Here is a 25,691-nt window from a genome sequence, read left to right as displayed (position 1 = left end):
GATTTTTTGATGTTGAATATAAAAACCCCGTACATATGAGATGATAATGACTTTGTCTCATATGTACGGGGGTATTGTTATGTCTTGCTTAATGTTTGGACTGTAAAGACAAGACAATTTCGTTGTAATTGATATTTTCTCGAATTTGAGCTGCAACGATATTGTTGATTTTATTTTTGCGAATTAATTCATCTAAAAGATGACGTTGTAAGTACAATGCTTCCAATTTGTGGTTATGGAACATAGCTTGCGGTATGATTTGATTGCTGTTTTCTTGACGTTCTTTTCGACGTTGTGCACGCCACTTTAATGAGCGACTCATATCATAGTAATGATTAATGACTAAGCTAACCTCAAGTACATTTGTACTATTTTGTTCTTCTTTTAAGCGTAAAATAATATTGTGATTCACAATACGCATAATTTTTTGAACATCTTTGAATGAATTTTCAAATTCTTGCTTCTTAGATTCTTTATTTAAGGCTTTGTAGTGCTTCATCGCTTTAAGTCTAAGCCATAACATCTTGAAGAAGTTTGCAAATTTTTCAACAAATGATGCAGTACGGTGTGTCTCTGTTAATTCGACAATATTGCGGTAATTATTAATATCCTGATATGTTGCCTTACCTTTATCAATTAAACGCTCAAGTGTAGATGTTTCGATTACTTTTGCAATATCTTCTAAACGTTTGAGTTCTTTTGTATTTTGATTATCAGGTTCTGAATTTAATAAAAATAACAATTCTCCATAGTATTGGTTTAATACTGGGCGATAATTTGTATCGTTTTTGTCTTTTTTACTTTCGTTTTTAAAATGCTGGATCACTTTTTGAACAATGAAAATTTTGGCAGATTGATAAGTCATACCTTTAAAAGTAGTATCTTCGGCAGATGGTGTAATTAAAGGTAAAACAATTTGCGCTAAGATTAAACTAATTAATACCATGAAAGATGCAATAAACAATAAATCATTACGGTATTCGAATGCTTGTCCTTTTGTAATGATAAATGGTAATGTAAGTGCCATTGAAAGTGAAATTGTACCGTGAATACCACACATGGTCATAATAAATGCGTAACGCACTCGAGAAGGTGGTGTTTCATGTGAATCATGTTCCTCGTCTAGATAAGATTGTATATTTTTCGGGAAATAAAAATCTTTGTACCAGAAATAAACCCAAACAAATCGACATGCATAAATTGCAATAGCGATTAATATAGTGATCACTATTAAAAATGAAAAGTTGTCAGGCTCTGTTTGGAAAATATCTATGACTACAGTAGGAATCATAAAACCTAATACAACAAATACAAAACCATTTAAGGCATAACTAAATGTGTTCCAAATTTGATGGTAATTCATTTGTAGTTCCGTTTGTGCTCTAATTAAACGGTCGCGTTCTAAACCATGGATTAGACCTGCGATTACAACTGCAATGATACCTGAAGCATGAACTTCTTCTGCTAAAAAGTATACGACAAAAGGAGTTAATAATTGAATAAAAGTTAAGGTATTGTTATCTTTTAAACCTTTATTAGCGGTTAAGTCTATACGTATTCTAACGACAACGAATCCAATAATTGCACCAATAAGTACACCTAGTATTGTTGAAATGATAAATTGTTCAACAGCTTGGAATAATGAAAAGGTACCAGTTACTAATGCAGTAACAGCAATTTTAAATGAAATGATACCTGCTGCATCATTGAGTAAAGATTCACCTTCTAAAATCGTCATAGAACCTTTAGGTAATAATTTTCCGCGTGTAATAGCAGATACTGCTACTGCATCAGTAGGACATAAAATTGCTGCTATTGCAAAAGCGGCTGGCATTGGTAAGGCAGGCCAAATCCAATGTATAAAATAGCCAACACCGACTACAGTTGCAAACACTAGTGCCATTGACATTAATAGTATAGGTTTACGATATTCTAATAATTTTGTTCGAGAGACGTGGGTACCTTCCACAAAAAGTAGTGGCGCGATAACGGCAAACATAAATACTTCAGAATTGAATTGGAAATCAACTTGTATTGGAATAATGAAAATAACGACACCTAATGCAATTTGAATAAAGGCAGTAGGAATTTGTGGGAATCGATTATTGATAACCGAACTAATAATCACAGCAAAAATAAAAATTAAAAATGCTTCTAATAGTGCCATACAATACTCCTCAAAATTTTAATAGTTAATATTTTATCACTTTTAAGGCATAATGACATAGATATATTGATAAAATGAAGTTATTTTCAAAAAAACTCTAGTATCGGTTGAACTGATACTAGAGCGAGATGTTTAAATTATTGATTGTCATATCTGAAATGACCGCTGTCATTTTGTCGTTGTTCATACGCGAGCTTTTCAGCATTCGTTTTGTATTTTTTATAAAAGAAAAATAAAAATATAAACCAGAATGGCGAAATATAAATAGCTGCTCTTGTTTCGTCACTAAAGAATAATAAAATGAATACAAAGAAGAAGAACGCTAGAATAATGTAAGCAATAGGCTTACCACCAATCAACTTAAATTTACTGTTTTTATGTGCCTCAGGATGCTTTTTCAAATACATTAGATAAGCGACAATAATCATTGCCCAAACAACTAAAAACAACACAGTTGATAACGTTGTAACGTATATGAATAGTTGAATTGCATTAGGGAAAATGTAGTTTAACAAGGCTGCTATAAGTAATGCAATTGATGAAACTAACATTGATAAATAAGGCACGCCATGACTATTCGTTTTATTTAAAACTTTAGGACCTAACCCTTGTTGTGACAGTCCGAATAAGATACGACTATTCGAATAGATACCACTATTTGTAGCAGAGGCCGCGGCAGTTAGCACGACAAAGTTAACGACACCTGCTGCAAATGGTACGCCGATTAATGTAAAGAGTTTAACGAAAGGGCTACTATTTGGATCGATATCATTCCAAGGTATGACTGACATAATTACTAATAGACCACCGATATAGAATAATAAAATACGGATAGGTACATTATTAATTGCTTTCGGTAAGGTTTTTTCAGGATCTTTCGTTTCACCAGCAGTTACACCTATAAGTTCAATACCAATGAATGAATATACAGCAATTTGGAATGACATTAAGAAACCAAATGTTCCACCAGGGAACATGCCACCGTGACTGATTAAGTTTGTGAATGATGCATGTCCATAATGTGTTTTAAATGAGAAAAAGATTAATACAAGACCAACGATAACCATCGCAATAATTGTGACAACTTTAATAATCGAGAACCAAAACTCCAGTTCACCAAATAATCTGGCACCTAATAAGTTGAAGCTAATCAAGATTAAAACAATAAATAGCACGGTAATCCAATTTGGGACTTGTGGATACCAAAATGCAAAGTATTGTCCCATCGCAGTTAGGTCTGACATACTTGATACAATCCAACATAACCAGTAAGTCCAGCCAATGACAAAGCCACCAAAAGGGCCTAAATATTCATTTGCAATATCAACAAATGAATTAAATCTTGTATTGCTCAACAACAATTCGCCTAATGCGCGCATAAAAGCGAATAGTACAACCCCAATAATCATGTATGTGAATAACAGTGATGGACCAGTTAAAGATATTGTTTGACCTGATCCTAGGAATAACCCAGTTCCAATTGCGCCCCCAATTGCTATTAATTGGATGTGTCTGTTATTCAACTCTCTATGCAATTTTCTTGCCATAATTTTCCTCCTCAGGATAAAGCAAATAAAAAAGTTGTGTGTAAGCGTTTTCTTAATTATAAATACTAAAGAAATCCATTTAATAAAGCAATTATTTTTTTAAATATAAGAAAAAACATTTGATAGGTAAGGGTATGATAACTAAAACTTATCGATTTTTTTGAAAAGATATAAGTTTTTATGCAAAAATATAAAATAATCATCTAAATGAAGCAGTTAACTATATATATTAGATAAGCTATGGCATAATAAATAACATTTTAATTTGAGTAAAGAAGGTAAGGGTATGAAGATAGGGACAATCGCCGATTTACATATTGATCGTCATAATAAAAAAACATCCGAAGATTACTTAGAGGCATTGGTTGAAATAGTTAAGTATAAGAAATTGGATATATTGTTGATTGCGGGGGATATCTCAAATCATTATCAATTGACGCACCAATTTATAACGCAATTGACAAAACAATTAGATATACCTGTGAAATTTGTACCTGGAAACCATGATTTATGGGAAGTTGAAAGTATGACTACGCAAGACATTTGGAATAATTATAAGAGTATGTCACAGTGCTTGGTAGGAAAACCATTTATAGTAAATGAAGAATGGGCAATCATAGGACATACTGGCTGGTATGATTATAGCTTTGCAGCACAACGATTTTCATTAGATGAGTTACAAAAAGGAAAACATTATGGTGCGACTTGGCAAGATAAAGAACGAATATCTTGGGGCATATCAGATCAAAATTTATCTAAAATAGCGGCTGAACAAGTGAAGAAAGATATATTAGAAGTAGGAAATAGACGAGTGATTTTAGTCACACATGTTGTGACGCACCCTGATTTCATTGTTCCTATGCCGCATCGTATATTCGATTTTTATAATGCATTTATTGGGACAAGTGATTTCAATCCTTTGTATGCGATGTTCGATATACCATATAGTATTATGGGCCATGTTCATTTTCGTAAAAGTGTGATAGATGATGGCAGATGTTATCTCTGTCCGTGTCTAGGCTATCCAAGACAATGGCGTTCAGAAGATATTTACCAGGAAATAAATGAGACGATACAAATAATAGAAATTTAAAATGCGCAAACCTGACCCAGTTTGCGCATTTTATGTTTTACACACGCGAGTAATGTGTTTACTTACGTGTGTTTATTTTGTTGCTGATTTTCAATTGTATATGAATGTGGTTGCACATAAATGCACTTTCTTCCTGGTGAATTAAAGCTGTATTCCATTTTCTCTTTACGAATTTTAATAATTTGTTTGCGATTTGGAATGATGGCAGGTAAAACTAGGCCACGACGAATATGACTCCAAAGTGGATCGATATAATAGTAATAGTAATCATCGTACCCAATGAGTAACGTTACGTGAATATTTGAAACTTGTTTCGCTGGCTTGTTATCAAAGCGGAAAACACGTAGTAATGGTTTAGAACCAAGATTAGTATGGTATATTAACACAGGTTGACCTTGATCGATAATACCTTTAAGATCTTCTAACGATTTACCAGTGCCGTCTACGATATTAGGATTGTATTTTTGTAAAAATGGTACATATGCTTCTGGAAATATCGTTTGATGATAATTGCCAAGCTTAATGAATAAGTGATGTCCAACATAACCTTTATGTGGATTGTTCGGATGTGTCGGCCAATGTCTCATAATTTCTGTAGCAGGGATATGTTGGTTGTTGTATTGCAACATCATGGCTGCGGAAACACCTTCACACCCCATGACCATAGGGATAGGAAATAGCTGACTGATAGGTTTAACTGGTAATATTTTTCGGTTCATAATATAGTCCTCGCATTGATTCAATAAATATTTAATATAATTATATAGCGTCAATGCAAAATGTCCTAAACATATGTTTTACATGAGTGAATAAAATTAATGGAGTGATAAAATGGAATATCAATTACAACAACTTGCGTCGTTAACGTTAGTAGGTATTAAAGAAACGTATGAAAATGGACGACAGGCTCAGCAACATATAGCAGGGTTTTGGCAAAGATGTTATCAAGAGGGAGTAATTGCGGATTTACAGTTAAAAAATAATGGTGATTTAGCCGGGATACTTGGCTTATGTATACCTGAATTAGACGGTAAGATGTCATATATGATTGCAGTTACCGGAGATAATAGTGCTGATATTGAAAAATATGATGTCATAACATTAGCAAGTTCAAAGTATATGGTATTTGAAGCACAGGGCGCAGTACCTAAAGCAGTTCAACAAAAAATGGAAGAGGTTCATCACTACATACATCAATATCAAGCAGATACGGTAAAATCAGCACCATTTTTTGAGTTGTATCAGGATGGTGATACTACAAGTGAAAAATATATTACAGAAATTTGGATGCCTGTTAAAGGGTGATTGAATAGAAATGTCCTTGCTATGAAGGCGTAATTTTAGTTGAAGATTCGATCTCATAATTCATAAAGAAGAACCCTGACAAAGATAGATATCTTTGCTAGGGTTCTAATTATGTTGAAGTGTTATGCGACATGTTGCTTTTTAATCATTTTAAAGTAAATGATTTGTAGACTGACTAATAGAATGGCTGTAATGAAGATAATAATCATATATGGTGATGTATTAAATTCGCCTTTTAAGCCAACTAATGGTGCAACAGCGCCACCTAAGATAAATTGGAATAAGCCAAGTAAACTTGATGCGTTACCACTGCCACCTGTTCGTTCTTCCATAGCCATTGTGAAACCAAGCGGTCCAATTGACGTCACAGGACACACATTTAAGAAGAATGCGATGAGTAAGACCCAAAGTGGTAAATGGAATGTAAGTGTCAGGATAATTAAAGCAACACCTACCACTTGTATAATAGTTAAAATGATTAATAATATGTGGCGATGTAATTTTTCTACTAATAAAGCAACGACTTGACTGACAATGATTAAACCTACACCGTTAACAGCAAACATGATACTAAATTGTTGGGGTGTCATATTATACAATTTTTGAGTAATAAATGGCGATGCAGATGAATAACTAAATAGCATTACATAAGTTAAACCTTGTAATAGCATTGGAATAATAAATGCTGGTTTTTTCAAAAGACTTCCAAAATCTTTAATGACGCTACTAAAATTCACCTGCTTTAATTCATCTTTAGATGTTTTAGGTAATTGAGAAGCGACGCCAATTAAAATGATGAGTGCCACAATAGTTAAAATTGTGAAAATAGAACGCCATGTTGCTACGGATAAAGCTAATCCACCGGCTAATGGTGCAAGAATAGTGATGATGCCATTAACTACCATTAAAGATGCTAAAAATTTAGCGAGTGCGTTGCCACTAAATTTATCACCAGCAGAGGCTTTTGCAATCACGATGACGCCACCACCAGTTAAACCTTGAATAAATCGTAAAGTTAAGAATAATGGCAATTGATCAACAAACATAGACAAACCTGATACCAAAATGAAAATGATCAAAATGGATACAGCAATCCGTTTGCGACCAAAAGCATCGGATAAAGGTCCAAAGATAAATTGGCCTAGTGCAAGACCAATCATTGTGAATGATAATGTTAATTGAATTTCTGATGTAGTAGAACCAAAATCACCTTGCACTTTAGGTAATGATGGTACGTACATATCTATAGTTAGTGGGCCAAAAGCGGTCATGACGCCTAACGTAATTAGCAATAAAAATGAAAAATGCTTCGTTTTGGTTTTCGTTGATTGCATGATCAGACTCCTTTAAATGATATAATTATATAAATTATATACGTTTTGTGTGTATTTGTATGTAGTTAGAATACAAGTTTATATAAAAAATCCCTATACTCTTAATGCATCATCACGAATAACGTAGTGATACAGATAAAGTATAGGGAATTAATGTTTATCATCAAAGCAGGTGTAATAATTAATTAGCGCCACCATTGTCATCTTTAAATAAGCTTTCTAATTTAGATTTAATACTGTCGAATTTTGTATTAATATCATTTAACATGCTTTCAATTTTACCTTGGCTTGCATTGTTTTTAAGTGCATTATTTGCCTCTGTCAATTTGTTGATTTGGTCTTGATAAAATTGAGTTAGCTTAGAATCAGCTTTGTTTTGTTCTTGCTGCTTCAAGTTGTCGATTTGATTTTGTAAATTTTTAATAATGTCATCAGTTTTTTGGTTGTTTTTAATATTTTCTTTAGCATTATCTACTTGCTGGTTAATTTGGCCGTCTTGATTTTCAACTTGTTTTTTATAATTTTGAGAGACTTTAGGGTCATTACTAACTTTATCGCTATCATTGTTAAGTAAGGCGCGTGTGACAAAAATAGCGACAATAATTAAGAGAATGGCAATAATGATATATAACCATTTTTTTGAACGGCGGGATTTCTCGTTTTCTTCTTCAAGAATTTGTTCTCTTCGATAATCTCTACCATTATAGTATCGTTCCGGGTGTTCTTCAGGATCGCCTTTAGCATATTGTTGTCTATACGATGCGTCTTCAGATTGACGACGATGATTTTGGTTTTGATTGTCGTATTGATATGAATCACGGTATTTATCAGTTCTTTTCATGGGTTTCACCTCATTCAAGTTTTAACTGCAAATAATAAAGCTGATGATTTACTTTGACATTATTGTAATTTCAGAATACGAGCAATGTCAGTTGCAGTGTTTAATAAATTTTGTTCGCTATTTTGTAGGACATCTTCTAAAGTGCTAGGTGAAGAGATTATAGAATAGGCACTATCAATACCGAAATCGTAAACATGTTGATAATTTTCGCCTAGACTGCCACAAATCGCGATGACAGGAATATGATATTGTTTTGCAGCTAACGCAACGCCTACGGGTGTTTTACCAAAGATGGTCTGATAATCCATGCGTCCTTCTCCAGTAATAACGAGGTCTGCATCTTTAATTCTTTGATGAAAATCTGTAATGTCAAAGACGACATCAATACCTTTTGTTAAAGTTGTCTCACAAAACGCTAATAATGCTGCGCCCATACCGCCAGCTGCACCAGAACCTGGTATTTGATTAACGGACTTTCCTGTGCACATTTTTATCTTATCATGATAATGCGACATTGCGAAATCCAACTTTGGTATCATCTTTGCATCAGCGCCTTTTTGAGGACCATAAATATAGGTAGCACCATTTTCACCCAATAAAGGATTTGAAACATCACAGGCCACTTTAAAGGTCACCTCTTTTAATCGCGAATCTAGATTGGTTATATCGATTTGTGCAATGTGAGCAAGATTAGCACCATTCATTTGTAATAAGTCCCCGTTTACATCAGTAAACTTTACGCCTAGTGCACTTAGCATACCTGTACCACCATCATTTGTTGCACTGCCACCAATCCCTAAAATAATGGTCTTAGCACCATGATTTAATGCATCTTTAATTAGTTCACCGGTACCATATGATGATGTGTATAAAGGATTACGTTCCTCTTTTTCTAATAAATCCAAACCTGACGCTGCCGCCATTTCAATAATTGCAATTTGTTGTTCGTCTGCGCGTGCATAACATGCTTCAATAGGTCGCATTAAAGGGTCATTAACGATGACTGTATACTTAGTGGCACCTGTTGCATGCATTAAAGCATCTGTGGTACCTTCACCACCATCAGCCATCGGAATGATATCATAATGAAGGGTATTCCCATAAACATTAGTAAAAGCCTGTTTTATAATATTGCCAACTTGCTGTGCGGTCATACTTTCCTTAAATGAGTCAGGAGCGATGACAATTTTTTGTAATTGCATAGTAGACATCCTCTCATTACTGTTGTCGCTCTTATTGTATATAAAATTACTAGTGAACTAAAGTAATCTCTATAGTGCTAATGAGTCACGCGATAAATCAGTTACATTATAATGGCGTATAAGGATGAGGGGAAAGAGACTAAATTTGCTGTGAAAGGGTATAAAGATTGAAATAAGCATATTTGAAGTGAAGCGGATTGGCTCGCATATTCGAGTATGTTCGAGAACGTAGTTATGCATATATTTTGATGTTGAGGAGTTACACATATGAAACTAACACAAACGCATGCTGAAATTTTAAAATTTATCATTGTTGGCGGCATTAATACGTTAAATTATTATGTTGTCTATTTATTGCTGTTAAAATTATTACACATTGAATATATGATTAGTCATATTACCGGATTTCTAGTCGCTTTTGTGATTTCATATTATTTGAATTGTTATTTTGTTTACAGGGTAAAACCTACTTGGAGAAAATTCATTAGTTTTCCAATTACGCAGATTGTCAACGTAAGCTTACAAACAGTTTTATTATATGTATTTGTATCCTGGCTAAATTTGCCAGCAGAAATTGCACCATTTGCTGGTTTAATTATTACGATACCCATCACATTTATATTATCTAAATGGATTTTAAAAGATAGCAATTAAAGTAGCGTAAACCACTAAAAAAAACTTTACTTAAGCCTTAATATTGCGTGAAATATAATAAATAAATGATATAATATGATGGTCGCCTAACATCTCGGGCGTTACTTTAACGCAGAGAGGAGGTGTATGACGGATGTTCAATTTATTAATTAACATCATGACTTCAGCTATAAGCGGCTGTCTTGTTGCGTTTTTTGCACATTGGTTACGAACGCGCAACAATAAAAAAGGTGACAAATAACCAACACCTAAATAAATCCCCTCACTATGGCAGTAGTGAGGGGATTTGGTGTATTTAGATGTTCAATTTATTATGTAATTAATTATAGCATTGATGAACAAGGTGTGCAATGTATTTTTGCAATATTACAATAAATGAATTTAATTATATTAGAATTAAGTATTTCGAAAAATGATTTAATAGTTGAGTCATAGGATCATTAGATAAAGCGAATAATCAATTATAGGGACATTGGGATACAAATCAATGTACTAGACTCTACAAGGCTATATTCAGGGACCCAACAAAGAGAAATTGGATTCCCAATTTCTAGAGACAATGCAAGTTGGGGTGGGACGACGAAATAAATTTTGTGAAAATATCATTTCTGTCCCACTCCCAGAACCACTACATAATAAATCATTAGTGGCTCTTTATCATTTCTGCCCCATAACCTTGTGAATTTTTAAAAGAAATGTGTCACAAATCCACGCGACATTGATAATCGTTATCAACTAATATATGATGTACTTGTAATAAGTATTAATTTTTAACAAATAACAAATTTATATTATGTATATCATCCAGTGAAATAAATAATATAAGCGGCTTAATTTAGATTATTAATTGAAAGGAGTTACATATACGATGAACAATCAGACAAATTGGATAAAGATACTCAGCGGATTTGCTTCTGATAGTAAATGGAAAATTATGTTATCAATTTTGTTGTCTATCATCAGTGTCTTTTCTGGATTAGTTCCTTATTGGGCAGTATTTAAAATTATTTTAATGATGATTAACAATACATATACGATTAATTCGATTATGGTTTATATCTTTATTGCTTTAATCGCTTATATTTCACAAGTGTGTTGTTTTGGAGCGTCAACGATGCTATCACATATTACGGCATATGAAATTTTATCTGAAATTCGTAAAAAATTAGCTCAAAAATTAATGCGTCTCCCTTTAGGCGTAGTGGAATCTAAGAAAATAGGTGAATTAAAAAATATATTTGTCGATAAGGTTGAAACAATAGAATTACCTTTAGCACATATGATTCCTGAAGTTATAGGAAACTTACTTTTGTCAGCTGCTATCTTTTTATACATAATGCTCATTGATTGGCGTATGGCTAGTGCCTTATTAGTAACGATACCAATTTCAATTTTCGCTTTTAAAAAAGTTATGTCTGGATTTAATGAGACATATGCTGAACAAATGAAATCGAATAATTATATGAATAGCGCGATTGTAGAGTTTATCGAAGGCATTGAAGTGATTAAAACATTTAATCAATCTCAAAGTTCATATAAAAAATATAAAGATGCAGTAGATAATTATAAGATTCACACTTTGAATTGGTTTAAAAATACATGGGGGTATATGAATTTAGGAGCTAGTGTATTACCTTCAACATTTTTAGGGATTTTACCGGTCGGCATGTATTTGATATCTATCAACCAATTAAACTATGCGGAATTTTTCCTATGCATCGTATTATCTTTAGGTGTAGTAGCACCGATTAAGAATTTTACTAATTATGTAAATCATTTAAAGTCTATACAATACGCATTAACTGAAGTGAATCAAATATTAAGTCTAGAAGAGTTAGTATTGTCAACAAAATTTAAGAAGCCTCAACATTATGAAATTGCTTTTAATAATGTTGGATTTTCATATAACAAAGATAAGGACGATCTGGTCTTTAAGCATTTATCATTTACAGTACCAGAAAATAATTTCACAGCTATCGTCGGGGCATCTGGTAGCGGTAAGTCAACCATTGCCAAGCTTATATCACGATACTGGGATGTGACTTCAGGTGAAATTACGATTGGCGGTATAAATATAAAAGATATTGAATCGAAACAACTTAACGATTTAGTTGGTTTTGTTGGACAAGATAACTTTTTATTAAATCTTACTTTTAAAGAAAATATTAAACTTGGCAATCCAGAAGCTACGGATGAGGCAGTTGAAAAAGCTGCCAAGTTAGCACAATGTCATGAATTTATTGAAAAGTTGCCAGATGGATATGATACGAATGTTGGTACAGTGGGAGATAAATTGTCTGGTGGTGAAAAACAACGAGTCACTATTGCAAGAATGATATTAAAAGATGCGCCTATCATTGTATTAGATGAAGCGACTGTTTACGTTGATCCAGACAACGAACAAAAAATTCAAGAAGCATTAAATGTGTTGACGCAGGATAAAACATTGATTGTTATTGCACATCGGTTATCTACGATTCAACATGCAGATCAAATTATTGTTTTAGGTAAACAACAAATTTTAGAAAAAGGGTCACATCACTTATTGCTAAAATTAAACGGTAATTATAAGAAAATGTGGGATACGCACATGCATACAAAAGATTGGGGAATCAATACTGGACATAATTAAACTAATGAGAAAAGGAGGTCAAATATGTTTCAAATTACATTTAAAATTTTAAACTGGATAAGACCATATAAAGCAAGAATGATTTTAGGATTTAGCATGTCATTTTTAAATGCTATTTTTATTGCGTTACCTATCTTTTTAGCTGCAAAAATATTTAATAATGTGCTATCTCATAAACCTATTTATATGAAAGATATATTGAATGTTGTAATTATCATGGTTTTATTAGTGATTGGACGATTTATTACAGCATATTTCAAAAGCAAAAGCCATGAGAGCATCGCTTATGAAATGAGTGCGAAAGAACGTTTAGATATAGGGGATAAATTGAAAAATGTAAGGTTAGGTTATTTTAATTCGCATCATTCAAATGAGTTAACAACAATAGTAACAACAGATTTAACCTTTTTAGAAAACTTTGCTATGAAAATGGTGGACGTTGTTGTTAATGGATACATATTAATTACAGTACTCATATTGTCTCTACTTGTAGTTTCGTGGCAAGTATCATTATTAGCATGCATTGGCGTATTACTATCATTTTTTGCGATTCAATTATTAGAAAGAAAGAGTCGACAAAATGCGCCAGCGTATCATAATGTACAAAACCAATTAGTGGAAAAGGTATTGGAGGTTATTCGTGGTATTCAAGTAATAAAATCATTCGCGAAAGAAAATACGAGTCTTAAAAGTTTTAACCAAGCAGTCAATGAAAGTAAACGTATAAATACAAAAATAGAAATGCAATATATCCCATTCAATTTATTGCATTTACTTAGTTTAAAAGTTGTTTCAATAATGATTGTATTAGTTGCATGCTTATTATATATGAATCATAGTATTGATTTACCTACCCTTATTATGATTTCAATTTTTTCATTTGTGATATTTGATAGTGTTGAAAATATTAATAGTGCTGCACACGTACTTGAAATGATAGATATGACGATAGATGATATTGAAAAGATAAAAAATGCTCCAGAACTGGATGAGAATGGAAAAAATTTGACGATTAAAAATGAAAATATCGCTTTTCAAAACGTGAACTTTTCATATGATGATAAACAAGTGATAAAGAATGTGAATTTTGAGATACCTACACAAACATCAACAGCAATAATTGGACCTTCAGGAAGTGGGAAATCTACATTATGTCACTTACTCTTGCGCTTTTATGATATCGATGATGGAAATATTCGCATCGATGGTGTTGATATTAAAGATATGACATTAAGTACGTTAATGTCGAAAATTAGTGCAGTATTTCAAAAGGTGTATTTATTTAATGATACGATTGAAAATAACATATTGTTTGGCAATCCAGGTGCAACGAAAGAAGAAATTATTCGTGCAGCGAAGCAAGCATGTTGCCACGACTTCATCATGTCATTACCTGAGGGATATCAAACAATGCTAAATGAAAAAGGTAGTAATTTATCTGGCGGAGAAAAGCAAAGGATTTCTATTGCTAGGGCGATATTAAAAGATGCACCAATAATTATTTTAGATGAAGCAACTGCAAGTATTGACCCTGAAAATGAACAGCTGATTCAAACGGCAATTAATGAATTAAGTAAAGGCAAAACAGTAATTACAATTGCACATAAACTTGAAACTATTAAAAATGCAGATCAGATTATAGTGCTCAATGAAGGTGAAATAATTCAAAAAGGTAGTCATGATGAATTAATTCGAAAACCAGGAATGTATCAAGACTTTATAAGAATAAAAAGTAAATCAGCAGGCTGGAAATTATAAATAATAGTTTAATATGGAATCAGAATTTGGAAATAAAAAGGGTGATAGATAATCAACAGCAAAATAAATCCCCTCACTAGGGCAATAGTGAGGGGATTTGGTGTATTTAGATGTTCAATTTATTATGTAACTAATTATAGCATTGATGAACAAGGCGCTCAACGTAATATTACAATTAATGGATTGTTTCACAAGATGGTAAAGCTAGGATGTCTTTTTATTAAGAAATAATGCAATTATTAATTTTAACTGACATATTTTATCGAATCGCTGTTTATATCTGCCCGAATTCCTTAAGAAGTCTTAGTCATTTCAATAGCAAGGTCAAAATTTTGCCAAAATTTATAGTTATACTGAGAAGTTTAAATTCATGTTTTCTTGAAAAACATGCGCCTTAAATGTAAACTTATTAATTATAAAAGTTTACATTTGGATTGAGGTGGTTATTTTTATGAGGATTTTTATTACAAGTACGAATACTGATGTAGGCAAAACCTATGTTACAAAGCATTTATACCATGCTTTGAAAACACGTGGTCATCGAGTTTGTATTTTTAAACCATTTCAAACTGAGGAACGCCAAGACGGGACGTTTCCAGATTTAGAAGTATTTAAAAATGAATGTGATTTAAGCTATGACATAACGTCACTTTATACTTTTAAGCAACCTGTATCACCACACCTTGCATTTAAAATGACAGATCAAATTTTTCTAAATAAGCAGCGTGTATTAGATAAGGTAAAAGTTTTAGATAAGGAATTTGATTTTATCTTAATTGAGGGTGCTGGGGGAATTGCCGTACCAATATATGAAGGTACAGATGATTTCTACATGACTAAAGATCTAATCAATGATTGTGCAGATTGTGTCATCAGTGTGTTGCCATCAAAATTAGGTGCTATTAGCGATGCCATTGTTCACCAAGATTATGTTAATCAGAATGTATCGGCGAGTAATTTTTTAATAATGAATCGCTATACAGACAGCTATATTGAAAAAGACAATCAAATGACGATTGGAAAATTAACAAATAAAACAGTCTATACATTTGAAGAACATGCCACGTATGAAAATTTCTCAGAAGCATTTTTAAAACAATTAATAGGAGTTAAAAATGAATTACACACAACAACTTAAACAAAAAGACTCAGAATATGTTTGGCATCCATTTACACAAATGGGTGTATATAGCAAAGAAGAAGCAATCATCATTGAAAAAGGAAAGGGTAGTTACCTTTACGATACGAATGGCAATAAATATTTAGATGGTTATGCATCGTTGTGGGTCAATGTGCATGGTCATAATAACAAATACTTAAATAAGGTAATTAAAAAGCAACTCAATAAAATTGCCCATTCTACGCTGCTAGGATCATCAAATATTCCGTCAATAGAACTTGCGGAAAAATTAATCGAAATCACGCCAAGTAATCTAAGAAAAGTATTTTATTCTGATACAGGCAGTGCGTCTGTTGAAATCGCAATAAAGATGGCATATCAGTATTGGAAAAATATTGATAGAGAAAAATATGCCAAGAAAAACAAGTTTATAACGCTAAATCACGGTTATCATGGGGATACGATTGGTGCGGTAAGTGTTGGTGGTATCAAGACCTTTCATAAAATATTTAAAGACTTAATATTTGAGAATATTCAAGTAGAAAGCCCATCTTTCTATCGCAGTAATTACGATACTGAAAATGAAATGATGACAGCTATTTTAACGAATATAGAGCAAATTCTAATTGAAAGAAATGATGAAATCGCAGGGTTTATATTGGAACCGTTGATTCAAGGTGCGACAGGCTTGTTTGTTCATCCTAAAGGCTTTTTGAAAGAAGTCGAGAAATTGTGCAAAAAATACGATGTCTTATTAATTTGTGATGAGGTAGCAGTTGGTTTTGGGAGAACTGGAAAGATGTTTGCATGCAATCATGAAGATGTTCAACCGGATATTATGTGTTTAGGTAAGGCGATTACTGGTGGCTACTTACCACTTGCAGCTACATTGACATCTAAAAAAATATACAATGCATTTTTAAGTGATTCGCATGGTGTGAATACCTTTTTCCATGGTCATACATACACCGGAAATCAAATCGTTTGTACGGTTGCATTAGAAAATATAAGACTTTATGAAAAACGTAAGTTATTGTCACATATTGAAACGACATCATCAACACTTGAGAAACAGTTACATGCGCTGAAGCGTCATCGAAATGTTGGTGATGTAAGAGGACGAGGCTTAATGTTTGGAGTTGAATTAGTTACAGATAAAGATAGTAAAACGCCGTTAGAAATTGAAAAAGTTGAACGTATTGTACGTAATTGTAAAGAAAACGGGCTAATGATTAGAAATTTAGAAAATGTCATTACGTTTGTGCCAGTGTTAAGTATGTCAAATAAAGAAGTGAAAACGATGGTACGTATTTTTAAAAAGGCAGTACATAACATTTTAGATAGGAAGTGTTAATATGAATTTGGCTAAACGCATATTACAAGGGGAACAATTAACAAAAGAGACTGTATTGAAAATTTATGAGGATACTAATATTGATACCTTAGATTTATTAAATGAGGCGTACATTTTAAGAAAACATTATTTTGGTAAAAAAGTAAAATTAAACATGATTTTAAATGCTAAAAGTGGTATATGTCCTGAAAATTGTGGGTACTGTGGACAATCACGAGATATTAAACAAAAACAGCGATATGCTTTAATTCCAGAGGAACAAATTATCGATGGAGCAAAGGTGGCACATGATAATCATATTGGAACATATTGTATTGTTATGAGTGGTAGAGGACCGAGCGATAAAGAAGTTGATCATATTAGTAATACTGTAAGAACGATTAAATCTCAACACCCGCAACTAAAAATCTGTGCATGTTTAGGATTAACGAATGACGAACAAGCTAAGAAACTTAAGTCAGCTGGTGTAGACAGATATAACCACAATATTAATACAAGTGAAAATTACCATGATAACGTCGTGACAACGCATAGTTATAAAGATAGAACAGATACGATAGAACTAATGAAAGCGAATAATATATCACCATGTTCTGGCGTGATTTGTGGTATGGGAGAATCTAATCAAGATATTGTTGATATGGCATTTGCTTTAAAAGAAATGGATGCCGACAGTATTCCGATTAATTTTTTGCATCCAATCAAAGGCACAAAGTTTGGAAGCATGGATGATTTAACACCAATGAAATGTTTAAGAATCGTAGCATTATTCCGATTAATCAATCCTACGAAAGAAATTCGTATTGCTGGAGGAAGAGAGGTCAACTTACGTTCGTTACAGCCATTAGCATTAAAAGCGGCGAATTCAATATTTGTCGGTGATTATCTAATTACTGGTGGGCAACCGAACCAATTAGACTACGATATGATTAATGATTTAGGCTTTGAAATTGATTATGACACTTGTGAAAATAAGGAAAACAAGAATGAAGTTTCAAGAGCAAATTGATTTATTACAACAGAAAGGGTTATATCGGTCGCTTAAATCGGTAGGGTATATAGATAGACAGTATATTGAAGTAGAAAATAAGAGATGTACGAACTATACATCTAATGATTATTTAGGATTAGGTCAAATAGCGTTTGATAAGGATGATTTCGAAAGATTTATGCGGAAGTATAGTTATCACTTATCAAGTTCAAGATTAATTAGTGGAAGTTCGACAGCTTATGAAGAAATTGAAACAATGTTAGCAGGTTGGCTCGGATATAGTGCATGTACTATCTTAAATAGTGGTTATGATGCTAATTTGGCGTTATTTAATATTTTCAAAAATACAAATTGTGTCGTGTTTTCAGATCAAGAAAATCATGCGAGTATTATTGACGGTATTAAGTTAAGTGGTTTAGAAAAAGTGATATATAAGCATTTAGATATTGCTGATTTAGAAAAAAGGTTAGAGAAATACCCTAATCAAAATATACCAAAAATAATCATATCTGATAGTGTATTTTCAACGAATGGCGACGTTGTGGATATTGGTCAATTAGTCTCATTAAAGCATAAATATAACGCAACACTGATACTCGATGTTTCACATAGTTTTGGAATAGAGAATTACTCGAATTATCAAGGTGTAGATATACTCACTTCTAGTTTATCTAAAGCATGTGGTGCATACGGGGGTGTGATTTTAAGTTCAAATGATGTGAAGGATATGTTAATTAATCACGGTAGACCACTCATCTACTCAAGTAGTTTGCCAATTTATAATTTGTATTTTATAAAAAGAAACATTGAAAAGTTAATAAATGCTGATGATAGACGCACTAAATTAAATAGTTTGAGTAAATATTTTAACCAAAAGTTAAAAGCACTCAATGTTAATTATAATAGTTCAAACTCGCCGATTAAGTTTATTGAGTTTGATGACATAGAAGCGGCTGAGAACATTCATCAAACATTATTAAAGCATCATGTGTTTACAAGTTATTTAAGGTATCCAACTGTGACTAAGCCAATGTTAAGAATATCATTGTCGTATTTTCATACTGAACAAGATATAGATAGGTTGTTTGAAATTTTGCATCAAGAAGATTGAGGTGATCGTCATGTATAGTATAAAAATGCGTTCTAGCAATCAAGATGTTCATATTAGTGGTGCTGAAACGATTTGTGAGTTTGACAAAATAGAACAGACGGTACAAAGGTTTTATAATAAAGGTTTTTTTCATGAAAATGGGCAACCGGATTTTCTCAATATAAAAATACAAAAAATCATGGAACCGATTCAACAAATAAAAGCATTACAAATTATTGAGGATGATAAAGCAAATCTCCAACATTTAACACAAGAATGTGGTGTCACTGAACAAGCGCTAAATCAAGGGATGACATATATTAAAAATGAAACGGTTTATACAGGAGCTATTATTCTATCTGCTATATCTGGTAAACGTTTAGATTCATTTGGACAAAGGGGGATTAGGGCAACACATTTTTCGTTTGAAGATATAAATAATAAAGGTGATCTTAATGAAAGAGTGACTGATGCCTTAGCAATTGCTAGTTGTATCAATGCGCATCCGTATGTCAAAGGAGAACTTTGCGTGTCCGATGACTTAACGTATACGACAGGTTATTTTGCCGCTGCTAAAATTGGTTACCATCGATTATTTGATATTAAACCAGTTAATACGAGATATGGAGGCAGAATAATATTTGTGGACGATTGTATTGATTTAAATCATTACATATCATTTTTAGAAAGCACACCGAAGCAAGTTGTTTATGAAACGGTATAGGGGTTTTAGTATGACATCAAAAGATATTACTCAAATTAGTGTCATTGCTGCGATTTTAACCATTTTGGCAGTTTTGAAAATACCGTCCATTATACCAGGATTAGATTTTCAATTATCTGCACCGGCAGCATTATTGATATTAGCTTTCTTTGGAATTAAAAAGTACTTTTTAGGTGGATTATTATCTAGCCTATTATTACTAGTATTTGGCGTATTTAATCCAATTAATGTGATTATCTCTATTATATTTAGAGTTATAGCTATTGCAGTTGTTTATTTATTGAAAATAAATGTACTATCATTAGTTTTAGCAAGTGTATTAGGCAGTTTGGTATCTAGGCTACTATTATCTATTATTTTAAATTTACCTGTGTGGGTAGTGTTGTTAAACGCGATTCCAGGCGTAATATTCACTTTAATTGTAGCTATTCCTTTATATCTCACATTGAGAAAAAGAATGGCAGTATTACTAAGATAATAAATCAAAACACGGTCGTCACAATTACTGTTGGCGACCGTGTTTTACTAGCTATTTATTGTTTTCAGTTTCTTTTGTATCTAACAATTTCACTTTGTGATTTTCCCAATCAATTTCATATGTTGATTTAAATGTTCTAGTTTTAAAGTTTTTATAATTTGCGCCTGCCCAGTAGAAGCCATTCCAACGAATTTGGTATAAATCCATTTCACGTTGATAAGTTACTGTAATTTTAGATTTTTTAGCGCCATCTTGTCTGTGTGATAGTACGCTTAAAAATTCTGGATTGAAGTTACTTCTAGATAATAATGGCATTTGGTGTTGCGCTATGAAGTTTTGGCCAGCGTATGCACTGCTTTGTCTGCCAGCTAAGAAGAGTTCATTACCATATGTTGGGTGGAAGCTATCTCTTCCATAAGGTCCCCAACCATTATTCATAATTTTATGTGCTTCAACTCCCCAGCCAACATTTTTATAATTTGTGTTGCGACTTAATGTTGTTCTGTAACTTTCTTGTTTATAATTAATTGTTTCAGAAAAAGCTGTATTTCCATTAAGTCCACCAGATAAACCATTAGAGATACTAATGTCACCACCAAATGTATAGCCTAAAGTATTTTGAACTTGAAACTCTTCATTTTGATTTTTTGGTGCATAATCAACGACGTTTACTGAATCATTAGATTGTGAGCTTATAGATACATTGTATTTAGCTCCCCAATATAATTTTGAAAAGTCATAGTCATTAGGATTAGGTTTCACAAAGCCTGAGTTAATATTCCCAGTAGCTTTAAGCACTAAAGTATCTTTATCATAACTTTTATCTTTGATGAAATTAAATGTTAAAATCTGTGAAATTTTAAATTTATCAGAATCTGCTGTGGCTGTTGTTTTGTATAAAGTAACTTTGTCATCGACTTTTTTTACGCTGACTGGTGTTATTTTACCTTCAGCATTAGCAGTACCAGAAAGTAATAATAATGCCATAGATGTAGCAACGGATGATTTGACTAATTTATTCATTTTCATATCAATTCTGTCCTTTCACCTTGATTTCATGAGTCTTCCAATTGACCTCGTATTTCACAGTATAGTTTCTATTTACAAATGCATTATGGACTCTATGTCCGTCTAAATAACTGTTGCCATAATGCGTTGATCTTTTAATGGCATGAGTGACATCCATGTTTCTTCCGTAAGTAATTTCAAATTCGCTTGTATCGCTTGAACCTTTTTCATGAGATACTGTGGCGATAAATGAAGGGTTAAATCCACTTTGTACAAGAGGTGGTAACTCACTGTCTGGAACGAAATAATCTCTAGGATCTTTACTATGAGGTTTGTAGCCTACAAATAAATCGCTATCAAAGGCTGATTTTTGACCTGATTCAGTGGCGAATGAATTCGCTTTGACGCCCCATAAAACACTTTTTGAGTTTTGTTGTTCTACTTCACTTACATAATTTTGTTGTGTATAGCTAATCGATTTAGAATAGTTAAATGATCCATTACCACCGAGTGATGGGGCTGATTGGAAATTACCACCGATATTGTATCCTAATGTCTGACTCACGTTTGTAGATTCAATTTTATTTTTAGGTAAATAATTAATTAAAGAAACATATTTATCATTTGTTTTTAAACCAATATTATATTGGAATGGCCATCGCATAGCTTTAACATGATTAGTTTTTTTATAGTTGTAATATGTTGTTCTAGAGCTAATGAATCCTTGCATCTTTAATATCAAAGCATCTTTGTTATATTTTTTATCCTTTACAAAATCAAATTGAATATTTTGAGTCACGCCCCATTTATTACTTGTTTTATCTTCTGTCCTTTTGATAATTTCTATATCGCTTCCTTTACCGATGTCTTCAGTATCGTTAGCAGCTTTAGCATTTTCTAATAACGGATTGGCAAGAGGGGCAAGTAAGCTCACAGATAAAGTTGTAGTTAATATTTTATTTTTAAGCATAAGTTTCACTTTCTTTCTATAATTTTATTTAACTTAATTAAATAATAATATATTTTGGGCGTTATTATAATTAACTGTTCATTAACAATTGACCATTATCAACTTTTTTTACAATTAAGTTAAAAATGCCATAATTCCGTTCGATTTAACCTTTTTTGTTTGGAATGCTAAAAGCTAATTTTGTGAGAAATATAGTTAATAAAACCTTGGTATTGTTGACAGTTGTAAACAATTTAAGGTAACCGATTGCACGAATGTCTTGCTTTCTTTTTTAATTAATGTTTGTAAAATACAAATTGTGCTTTTTTACGATTTTTGATGAATCCATCTAAAAATTAATTGTTTATTAACTTGATAATATTTATTTAAGCTTTCAAGTTAAATTGTTTCATTTGTATTATTTGTGTATCTACTATGGTTCGATACTTTATTCTTATAAAAATCAGTTGTTATTATTAAATTTAATGTACGATAAAATAATTTAATGTTATGAGGCTGATTCAATTTGTTAAAAAATCCTGAGACAAGTATGAAGTGTCCCAGGATTTTTTAAGATGATTGAACTGTTTACTTAGGTGTGATGCTTTTAATTTTTACTTCATGTGTTTTCCAGTTCACTTCATATTTAACTGTAACGTTTCGGTTTTTAAAAGCATCATGTTTTCTATCAACGGCTAAACGATGTCTTGTCACGTAAGCATATGTAGCATCCATGTTTCTGCCGTAAGTGATTTCAAACTCGCTTTTATCACCTTTACCTCTTTCGTGTGACAATGTTGTAATAAATGATGGATTAAAGCCACTTTGAATTAAAGGAGGTAGTTGATTATCTGGGACGAAATAGTCTCGTGCTGCTGGACCAGTTGGGTCTTGTGCAAATAAGTATTGATCATATGCAGATACTTGACCATTCGGTGTAACGAATGAATTTGCTTTCACTCCCCATTTAACACCTTTAGAGTTCTGACTTTCTACTTCAGTAACATAGTTTTTTTGATTATAACTAATTGTTTTAGAGTAGTTGAATGAGCCACTGCCTCCGATTGATGGCGCTGATTGGAAGTTTCCGCCGATATTATAGCCTAATTTCTGACTAACATCTGCTGAATCAATTTTATTTTTAGGAAGATAATTAATTAAATCAACATTAGAGTCTTTCGTTTTCAAACTGATATTATATTGAAATGGCCATATCATTCTTTTAATATATGGATATTTTTTTAAGTCTGAATATGTTGTTCTAGAGCTAATGAAGCCTTGCATCTTAACAACTAGGGCATCTTTGTTATATTTTTTATCTTTTACAAAATCAAATTGAATGTTTTGAGTTATAGCTAATCGTTTGCTAGTAATGTCTTGTGTTCTTTTGATGATTTCTGCACCTTGGCCGATATCTTCTATCTTATTTTCTGCTTTAGAAATTTCTATAAATGGATTGGCTAAAGGGGCTATTAAACCAACTGCTAAAGTTGCTGTTAATATTTTATTTTTAATCATAGAAATCACTTTCTTTCTATTTAATTTTAAGTTCATATATATAATAATCCATTTGTAAGCGTTTTCGAATTAACTGTTCGTTAAAAGTTAATTACTATCAACATGTATTGAAGAGACATTTTTAGCATTGTTAAATGATGTTTTTGCATTATGTTATGTTTAAAAGATTTATTGGTCGCAGGCGTTTATATAGCTACATAACTATGCTTTGCAAGTCTTATTTTATTGAATTGTTGTTTAATTATGGTGCTTGTAGTGGAAAAGGAATGGATTGCGCAATAGTTTGTGAAAATATGAAGTTAATAAAGTTGAGCTGATTCAACTAAATGATGAACTATTCGTTAACGATGTAAGGATTATTTAACAAGTTGCAGGTAAAAAAGTGGGCTGACAAATAGCGAAGAAGCATTTAATTGATGGAAAATGAAAAAAGAACCGTAGATTCGATTGAGAATCAACGGTTCTTTTTAATCACGGTTTGTTACGAAAATTATTTAAAAAATGATGTAAAACTAGAGAAGATATTTTTGATTGATTATTTCCAGAATGATAATAAATTACTTAATGTATTTTTGATTGATGATGCAGTTTCTTGAGCTTTAATAGCTGTTTTTACTAATGTTGGGTTTTGGTAGAAAGTATATAATACTTTACCAGTATTGATTGACTCAGTTACATAGTTTCTTACTTGTGCATATGATTTAGCTAAGTAGCCGTTTTTATCATCAACTTTCAATGGTTGGATGTAAGATTTAGAACCACTACCTAGTACTGTTAATACTGTTTGATCAATCGCACCTTTGTATTTATAGTACGTATTATAGTAGTACTTTGCTGTATCATATTTTTCTTTATAGCTTTTATAAGTATCTGTTAAATACTTGTAACCATAGTTAAATGAATCTTTTAATGATTGGTAGTAACCTAATAATTTAGATTGAGGAACCTCAACTTTTGGTGATTGAATTTGAGGGACTTCAACTTTTGGTGATTCTACTTTAGGTTTTTCAATTTGTGGTGATTGAATTTGAGGAGCCTCAACTTTTGGCGCCACTTTCTTTTCAGCATCTTTTTGAGCAACTAATGCGTCTAATTGTTTCTGTAAATGCTCTTTTACATCCATAGGTGCTTTGTTAACTTCACGTTGTGCTAAACGTCTGTTTTCAATTGAATCTTTTTCATTTAATTTTGAGATTGCATCATTTGCTGATTTCACACGCTCATCATGACGAACGATTGCTTTTTCAATTGAAACTTTTTCTACAAAGCGGTTGTTTTTATCACGTAAATCTTTAGGTAATTTTGAGTTAGCTTCATATGCTGCTGATTTATCGTGTGGTGCTTTGTTATCTTGGAAATCTTTAATTGCTTTATCCGCATTTTCAATATTTTGACGTTCTTTAGCTTTAGAAGATTGTACTGATTCTACCCAAACTTGTTGGCTTCTATCAGGGTTTTCTTTAATTTGTGCAATGTAATTATTTTTTTCTTGTTCAGTTAAGTTATCATTTTTAAGAACATTGTAAAAAGCGTTTTGTTGTGCAACACGTCGGTCTGGGTTCTTGCTGTCTTTAAGTGATTCAGAGAATACTTCTTGTGCACGTTCTGGGTGTTCGCGTAATGTTTTGATGTATTGGTTACGTTGTTCTTCTGTGATACCTTTTAGATGTAATACTTGATAAAAAGCTTTTTGTTGATCTGTTACGTAGTTGTTTTGAGTTGTTTGGTGCTTAGTTGAAGTTTGTTGCGTGTTTTCACTCGCTTTTGCTTCCCCATTTGAAATCATTGTAGCTAACGTAATTGTTGCTGCCCCAACTAGCAACTTCGAGATATATTTATTTTTCATGTGTATTCCCTTTCTTTTTACATATTAAATTTATTGTATGCTTTTAGAATTTATCACATGAGAATACAAATGGAAATTAA

Annotated in this window: 23 protein-coding genes; 13 read left to right on the top strand and 10 right to left on the bottom strand. The window is 32.2% G+C overall.

The features are described from left to right. Positions 1 to 88 precede the first annotated feature (88 nt). Together AA076_RS12490 and AA076_RS12485 are read right to left on the bottom strand one after the other, a co-directional pair. Positions 89 to 2,167 (bottom strand): cation:proton antiporter, encoded by a 2,079-nt coding sequence (locus AA076_RS12490; protein WP_001185692.1) that lies wholly within the window; start codon positions 2,165 to 2,167, stop codon positions 89 to 91. Between the two features lie 137 nt (positions 2,168 to 2,304). Then, positions 2,305 to 3,714, bottom strand: coding sequence for an amino acid permease (locus AA076_RS12485; protein WP_000101538.1), 1,410 nt, complete (start codon positions 3,712 to 3,714; stop codon positions 2,305 to 2,307). Between the two features lie 286 nt (positions 3,715 to 4,000). Here AA076_RS12485 and AA076_RS12480 point away from each other — a divergent pair, with 286 nt between their 5' ends. After that, positions 4,001 to 4,807: a metallophosphoesterase gene (locus AA076_RS12480; protein WP_000690197.1), complete on the top strand. Its 807-nt coding sequence runs from the start codon at positions 4,001 to 4,003 to the stop codon at positions 4,805 to 4,807. A gap of 62 nt (positions 4,808 to 4,869) precedes the next feature. On the opposite strand, the gene AA076_RS12475 is transcribed toward AA076_RS12480, so the two are convergent. Beyond that, positions 4,870 to 5,526, bottom strand: coding sequence for a C39 family peptidase (locus AA076_RS12475; RefSeq protein ID WP_001080281.1), 657 nt, complete (start codon positions 5,524 to 5,526; stop codon positions 4,870 to 4,872). A 112-nt stretch (positions 5,527 to 5,638) separates the two neighbouring features. Here AA076_RS12475 and AA076_RS12470 point away from each other — a divergent pair, with 112 nt between their 5' ends. Beyond that, a complete protein-coding gene (locus AA076_RS12470; RefSeq protein ID WP_000456489.1) occupies positions 5,639 to 6,112 on the top strand; it encodes a GyrI-like domain-containing protein in 474 nt (157 codons plus the stop codon). A gap of 122 nt (positions 6,113 to 6,234) precedes the next feature. Here AA076_RS12470 and AA076_RS12465 read toward each other — a convergent pair whose 3' ends face one another. From AA076_RS12465 to AA076_RS12455, 3 genes are all read right to left on the bottom strand, one after another. Further along, the gene (locus tag AA076_RS12465) at positions 6,235 to 7,446 is read right to left on the bottom strand and encodes a putative multidrug effflux MFS transporter TcaB (protein ID WP_001192075.1); all 1,212 of its coding nucleotides are present in this window, start codon (positions 7,444 to 7,446) and stop codon (positions 6,235 to 6,237) included. A 181-nt stretch (positions 7,447 to 7,627) separates the two neighbouring features. Further along, positions 7,628 to 8,287 (bottom strand): membrane protein, encoded by a 660-nt coding sequence (locus tag AA076_RS12460; RefSeq protein WP_000831298.1) that lies wholly within the window; start codon positions 8,285 to 8,287, stop codon positions 7,628 to 7,630. Positions 8,288 to 8,346: 59 nt separating this feature from the next. Beyond that, on the bottom strand, positions 8,347 to 9,489 hold the full coding sequence (locus tag AA076_RS12455; protein WP_001176863.1) for a glycerate kinase: 1,143 nt from the start codon (positions 9,487 to 9,489) through the stop codon (positions 8,347 to 8,349). Between the two features lie 267 nt (positions 9,490 to 9,756). Here AA076_RS12455 and gtxA point away from each other — a divergent pair, with 267 nt between their 5' ends. The 11 genes from gtxA to AA076_RS12390 all read left to right on the top strand — a co-directional run bounded on the left by gtxA (position 9,757) and on the right by AA076_RS12390 (position 20,290). After that, the gene (gtxA, locus tag AA076_RS12450; RefSeq protein ID WP_000779358.1) at positions 9,757 to 10,143 is read left to right on the top strand and encodes a flippase GtxA; all 387 of its coding nucleotides are present in this window, start codon (positions 9,757 to 9,759) and stop codon (positions 10,141 to 10,143) included. A 133-nt stretch (positions 10,144 to 10,276) separates the two neighbouring features. Next, positions 10,277 to 10,384: a type I toxin-antitoxin system Fst family toxin gene (locus AA076_RS15625; RefSeq protein WP_000482650.1), complete on the top strand. Its 108-nt coding sequence runs from the start codon at positions 10,277 to 10,279 to the stop codon at positions 10,382 to 10,384. A 627-nt stretch (positions 10,385 to 11,011) separates the two neighbouring features. Then, positions 11,012 to 12,775, top strand: a complete 1,764-nt coding sequence (locus AA076_RS12435; RefSeq protein ID WP_001064838.1) for an ABC transporter ATP-binding protein — start codon at positions 11,012 to 11,014, stop codon at positions 12,773 to 12,775. A gap of 24 nt (positions 12,776 to 12,799) precedes the next feature. Then, complete coding sequence (locus tag AA076_RS12430) at positions 12,800 to 14,533, top strand: ABC transporter ATP-binding protein (RefSeq protein ID WP_000486494.1); 1,734 nt, start codon at positions 12,800 to 12,802, stop codon at positions 14,531 to 14,533. Between the two features lie 230 nt (positions 14,534 to 14,763). Continuing rightward, positions 14,764 to 14,931 (top strand): hypothetical protein, encoded by a 168-nt coding sequence (locus AA076_RS15605; protein ID WP_001790576.1) that lies wholly within the window; start codon positions 14,764 to 14,766, stop codon positions 14,929 to 14,931. 53 nt (positions 14,932 to 14,984) lie between these two features. Beyond that, positions 14,985 to 15,671: a dethiobiotin synthase gene (gene bioD / locus AA076_RS12415; RefSeq protein WP_001217917.1), complete on the top strand. Its 687-nt coding sequence runs from the start codon at positions 14,985 to 14,987 to the stop codon at positions 15,669 to 15,671. Beyond that, the gene (gene bioA, locus AA076_RS12410) at positions 15,649 to 17,007 is read left to right on the top strand and encodes an adenosylmethionine--8-amino-7-oxononanoate transaminase (RefSeq protein ID WP_001110064.1); all 1,359 of its coding nucleotides are present in this window, start codon (positions 15,649 to 15,651) and stop codon (positions 17,005 to 17,007) included. The genes bioD and bioA overlap by 23 nt, the downstream gene beginning before the upstream one ends. Position 17,008: 1 nt before the next feature. Further along, on the top strand, positions 17,009 to 18,016 hold the full coding sequence (gene bioB, locus AA076_RS12405) for a biotin synthase BioB (RefSeq protein ID WP_001046646.1): 1,008 nt from the start codon (positions 17,009 to 17,011) through the stop codon (positions 18,014 to 18,016). Beyond that, positions 17,994 to 19,109, top strand: a complete 1,116-nt coding sequence (locus tag AA076_RS12400) for an aminotransferase class I/II-fold pyridoxal phosphate-dependent enzyme (RefSeq protein WP_000671751.1) — start codon at positions 17,994 to 17,996, stop codon at positions 19,107 to 19,109. Before bioB ends, AA076_RS12400 begins: the two co-directional genes overlap by 23 nt. A 10-nt stretch (positions 19,110 to 19,119) precedes the next feature. Beyond that, entirely contained in the window at positions 19,120 to 19,812 is a 693-nt protein-coding gene (locus tag AA076_RS12395) for a 6-carboxyhexanoate--CoA ligase (protein ID WP_000286875.1), read from the top strand. 10 nt (positions 19,813 to 19,822) lie between these two features. After that, a complete protein-coding gene (locus AA076_RS12390) occupies positions 19,823 to 20,290 on the top strand; it encodes a QueT transporter family protein (RefSeq protein WP_000200948.1) in 468 nt (155 codons plus the stop codon). Positions 20,291 to 20,341: 51 nt separating this feature from the next. Here the strand turns inward: AA076_RS12390 and hlgB are convergent, their stop codons facing one another. The 4 genes from hlgB to sbi form a co-directional block, all read right to left on the bottom strand. Further along, complete coding sequence (gene hlgB / locus AA076_RS12385) at positions 20,342 to 21,319, bottom strand: bi-component gamma-hemolysin HlgAB/HlgCB subunit B (protein ID WP_000783428.1); 978 nt, start codon at positions 21,317 to 21,319, stop codon at positions 20,342 to 20,344. A gap of 1 nt (position 21,320) precedes the next feature. Next, positions 21,321 to 22,268 carry a bi-component gamma-hemolysin HlgCB subunit C gene (hlgC, locus tag AA076_RS12380; RefSeq protein ID WP_000916713.1) on the bottom strand — a complete coding sequence of 316 codons (948 nt, stop codon included), beginning with the start codon at positions 22,266 to 22,268 and terminating at the stop codon, positions 21,321 to 21,323. Positions 22,269 to 22,835: 567 nt separating this feature from the next. Beyond that, entirely contained in the window at positions 22,836 to 23,765 is a 930-nt protein-coding gene (gene hlgA / locus AA076_RS12375) for a bi-component gamma-hemolysin HlgAB subunit A (protein WP_000594519.1), read from the bottom strand. A gap of 535 nt (positions 23,766 to 24,300) precedes the next feature. Next, positions 24,301 to 25,611, bottom strand: a complete 1,311-nt coding sequence (gene sbi, locus AA076_RS12365) for an immunoglobulin-binding protein Sbi (protein WP_000792564.1) — start codon at positions 25,609 to 25,611, stop codon at positions 24,301 to 24,303. Between the last annotated feature and the right edge of the window lie 80 nt (positions 25,612 to 25,691).

This window comes from Staphylococcus aureus (assembly GCF_001027105.1).
In the GTDB taxonomy this organism is placed as follows: domain Bacteria; phylum Bacillota; class Bacilli; order Staphylococcales; family Staphylococcaceae; genus Staphylococcus; species Staphylococcus aureus.
This window is presented reverse-complemented; position numbering and strand designations above follow the sequence as displayed.

Bases quoted from the DNA above. Each gene is read 5' to 3' on its own strand.
- AA076_RS12490 (WP_001185692.1), bottom strand. From the start codon at position 2,167: ATGGCACTATTAGAAGCATTTTTAATTTTTATTTTTGCTGTGATTATT.
- AA076_RS12485 (WP_000101538.1), bottom strand. From the start codon at position 3,714: ATGGCAAGAAAATTGCATAGAGAGTTGAATAACAGACACATCCAATTA.
- AA076_RS12480 (WP_000690197.1), top strand. From the start codon at position 4,001: ATGAAGATAGGGACAATCGCCGATTTACATATTGATCGTCATAATAAA.
- AA076_RS12475 (WP_001080281.1), bottom strand. From the start codon at position 5,526: ATGAACCGAAAAATATTACCAGTTAAACCTATCAGTCAGCTATTTCCT.
- AA076_RS12470 (WP_000456489.1), top strand. From the start codon at position 5,639: ATGGAATATCAATTACAACAACTTGCGTCGTTAACGTTAGTAGGTATT.
- AA076_RS12465 (WP_001192075.1), bottom strand. From the start codon at position 7,446: ATGCAATCAACGAAAACCAAAACGAAGCATTTTTCATTTTTATTGCTA.
- AA076_RS12460 (WP_000831298.1), bottom strand. From the start codon at position 8,287: ATGAAAAGAACTGATAAATACCGTGATTCATATCAATACGACAATCAA.
- AA076_RS12455 (WP_001176863.1), bottom strand. From the start codon at position 9,489: ATGCAATTACAAAAAATTGTCATCGCTCCTGACTCATTTAAGGAAAGT.
- gtxA (WP_000779358.1), top strand. From the start codon at position 9,757: ATGAAACTAACACAAACGCATGCTGAAATTTTAAAATTTATCATTGTT.
- AA076_RS15625 (WP_000482650.1), top strand. From the start codon at position 10,277: ATGTTCAATTTATTAATTAACATCATGACTTCAGCTATAAGCGGCTGT.
- AA076_RS12435 (WP_001064838.1), top strand. From the start codon at position 11,012: ATGAACAATCAGACAAATTGGATAAAGATACTCAGCGGATTTGCTTCT.
- AA076_RS12430 (WP_000486494.1), top strand. From the start codon at position 12,800: ATGTTTCAAATTACATTTAAAATTTTAAACTGGATAAGACCATATAAA.
- AA076_RS15605 (WP_001790576.1), top strand. From the start codon at position 14,764: ATGCAATTATTAATTTTAACTGACATATTTTATCGAATCGCTGTTTAT.
- bioD (WP_001217917.1), top strand. From the start codon at position 14,985: ATGAGGATTTTTATTACAAGTACGAATACTGATGTAGGCAAAACCTAT.
- bioA (WP_001110064.1), top strand. From the start codon at position 15,649: ATGAATTACACACAACAACTTAAACAAAAAGACTCAGAATATGTTTGG.
- bioB (WP_001046646.1), top strand. From the start codon at position 17,009: ATGAATTTGGCTAAACGCATATTACAAGGGGAACAATTAACAAAAGAG.
- AA076_RS12400 (WP_000671751.1), top strand. From the start codon at position 17,994: ATGAAGTTTCAAGAGCAAATTGATTTATTACAACAGAAAGGGTTATAT.
- AA076_RS12395 (WP_000286875.1), top strand. From the start codon at position 19,120: ATGTATAGTATAAAAATGCGTTCTAGCAATCAAGATGTTCATATTAGT.
- AA076_RS12390 (WP_000200948.1), top strand. From the start codon at position 19,823: ATGACATCAAAAGATATTACTCAAATTAGTGTCATTGCTGCGATTTTA.
- hlgB (WP_000783428.1), bottom strand. From the start codon at position 21,319: ATGAAAATGAATAAATTAGTCAAATCATCCGTTGCTACATCTATGGCA.
- hlgC (WP_000916713.1), bottom strand. From the start codon at position 22,268: ATGCTTAAAAATAAAATATTAACTACAACTTTATCTGTGAGCTTACTT.
- hlgA (WP_000594519.1), bottom strand. From the start codon at position 23,765: ATGATTAAAAATAAAATATTAACAGCAACTTTAGCAGTTGGTTTAATA.
- sbi (WP_000792564.1), bottom strand. From the start codon at position 25,611: ATGAAAAATAAATATATCTCGAAGTTGCTAGTTGGGGCAGCAACAATT.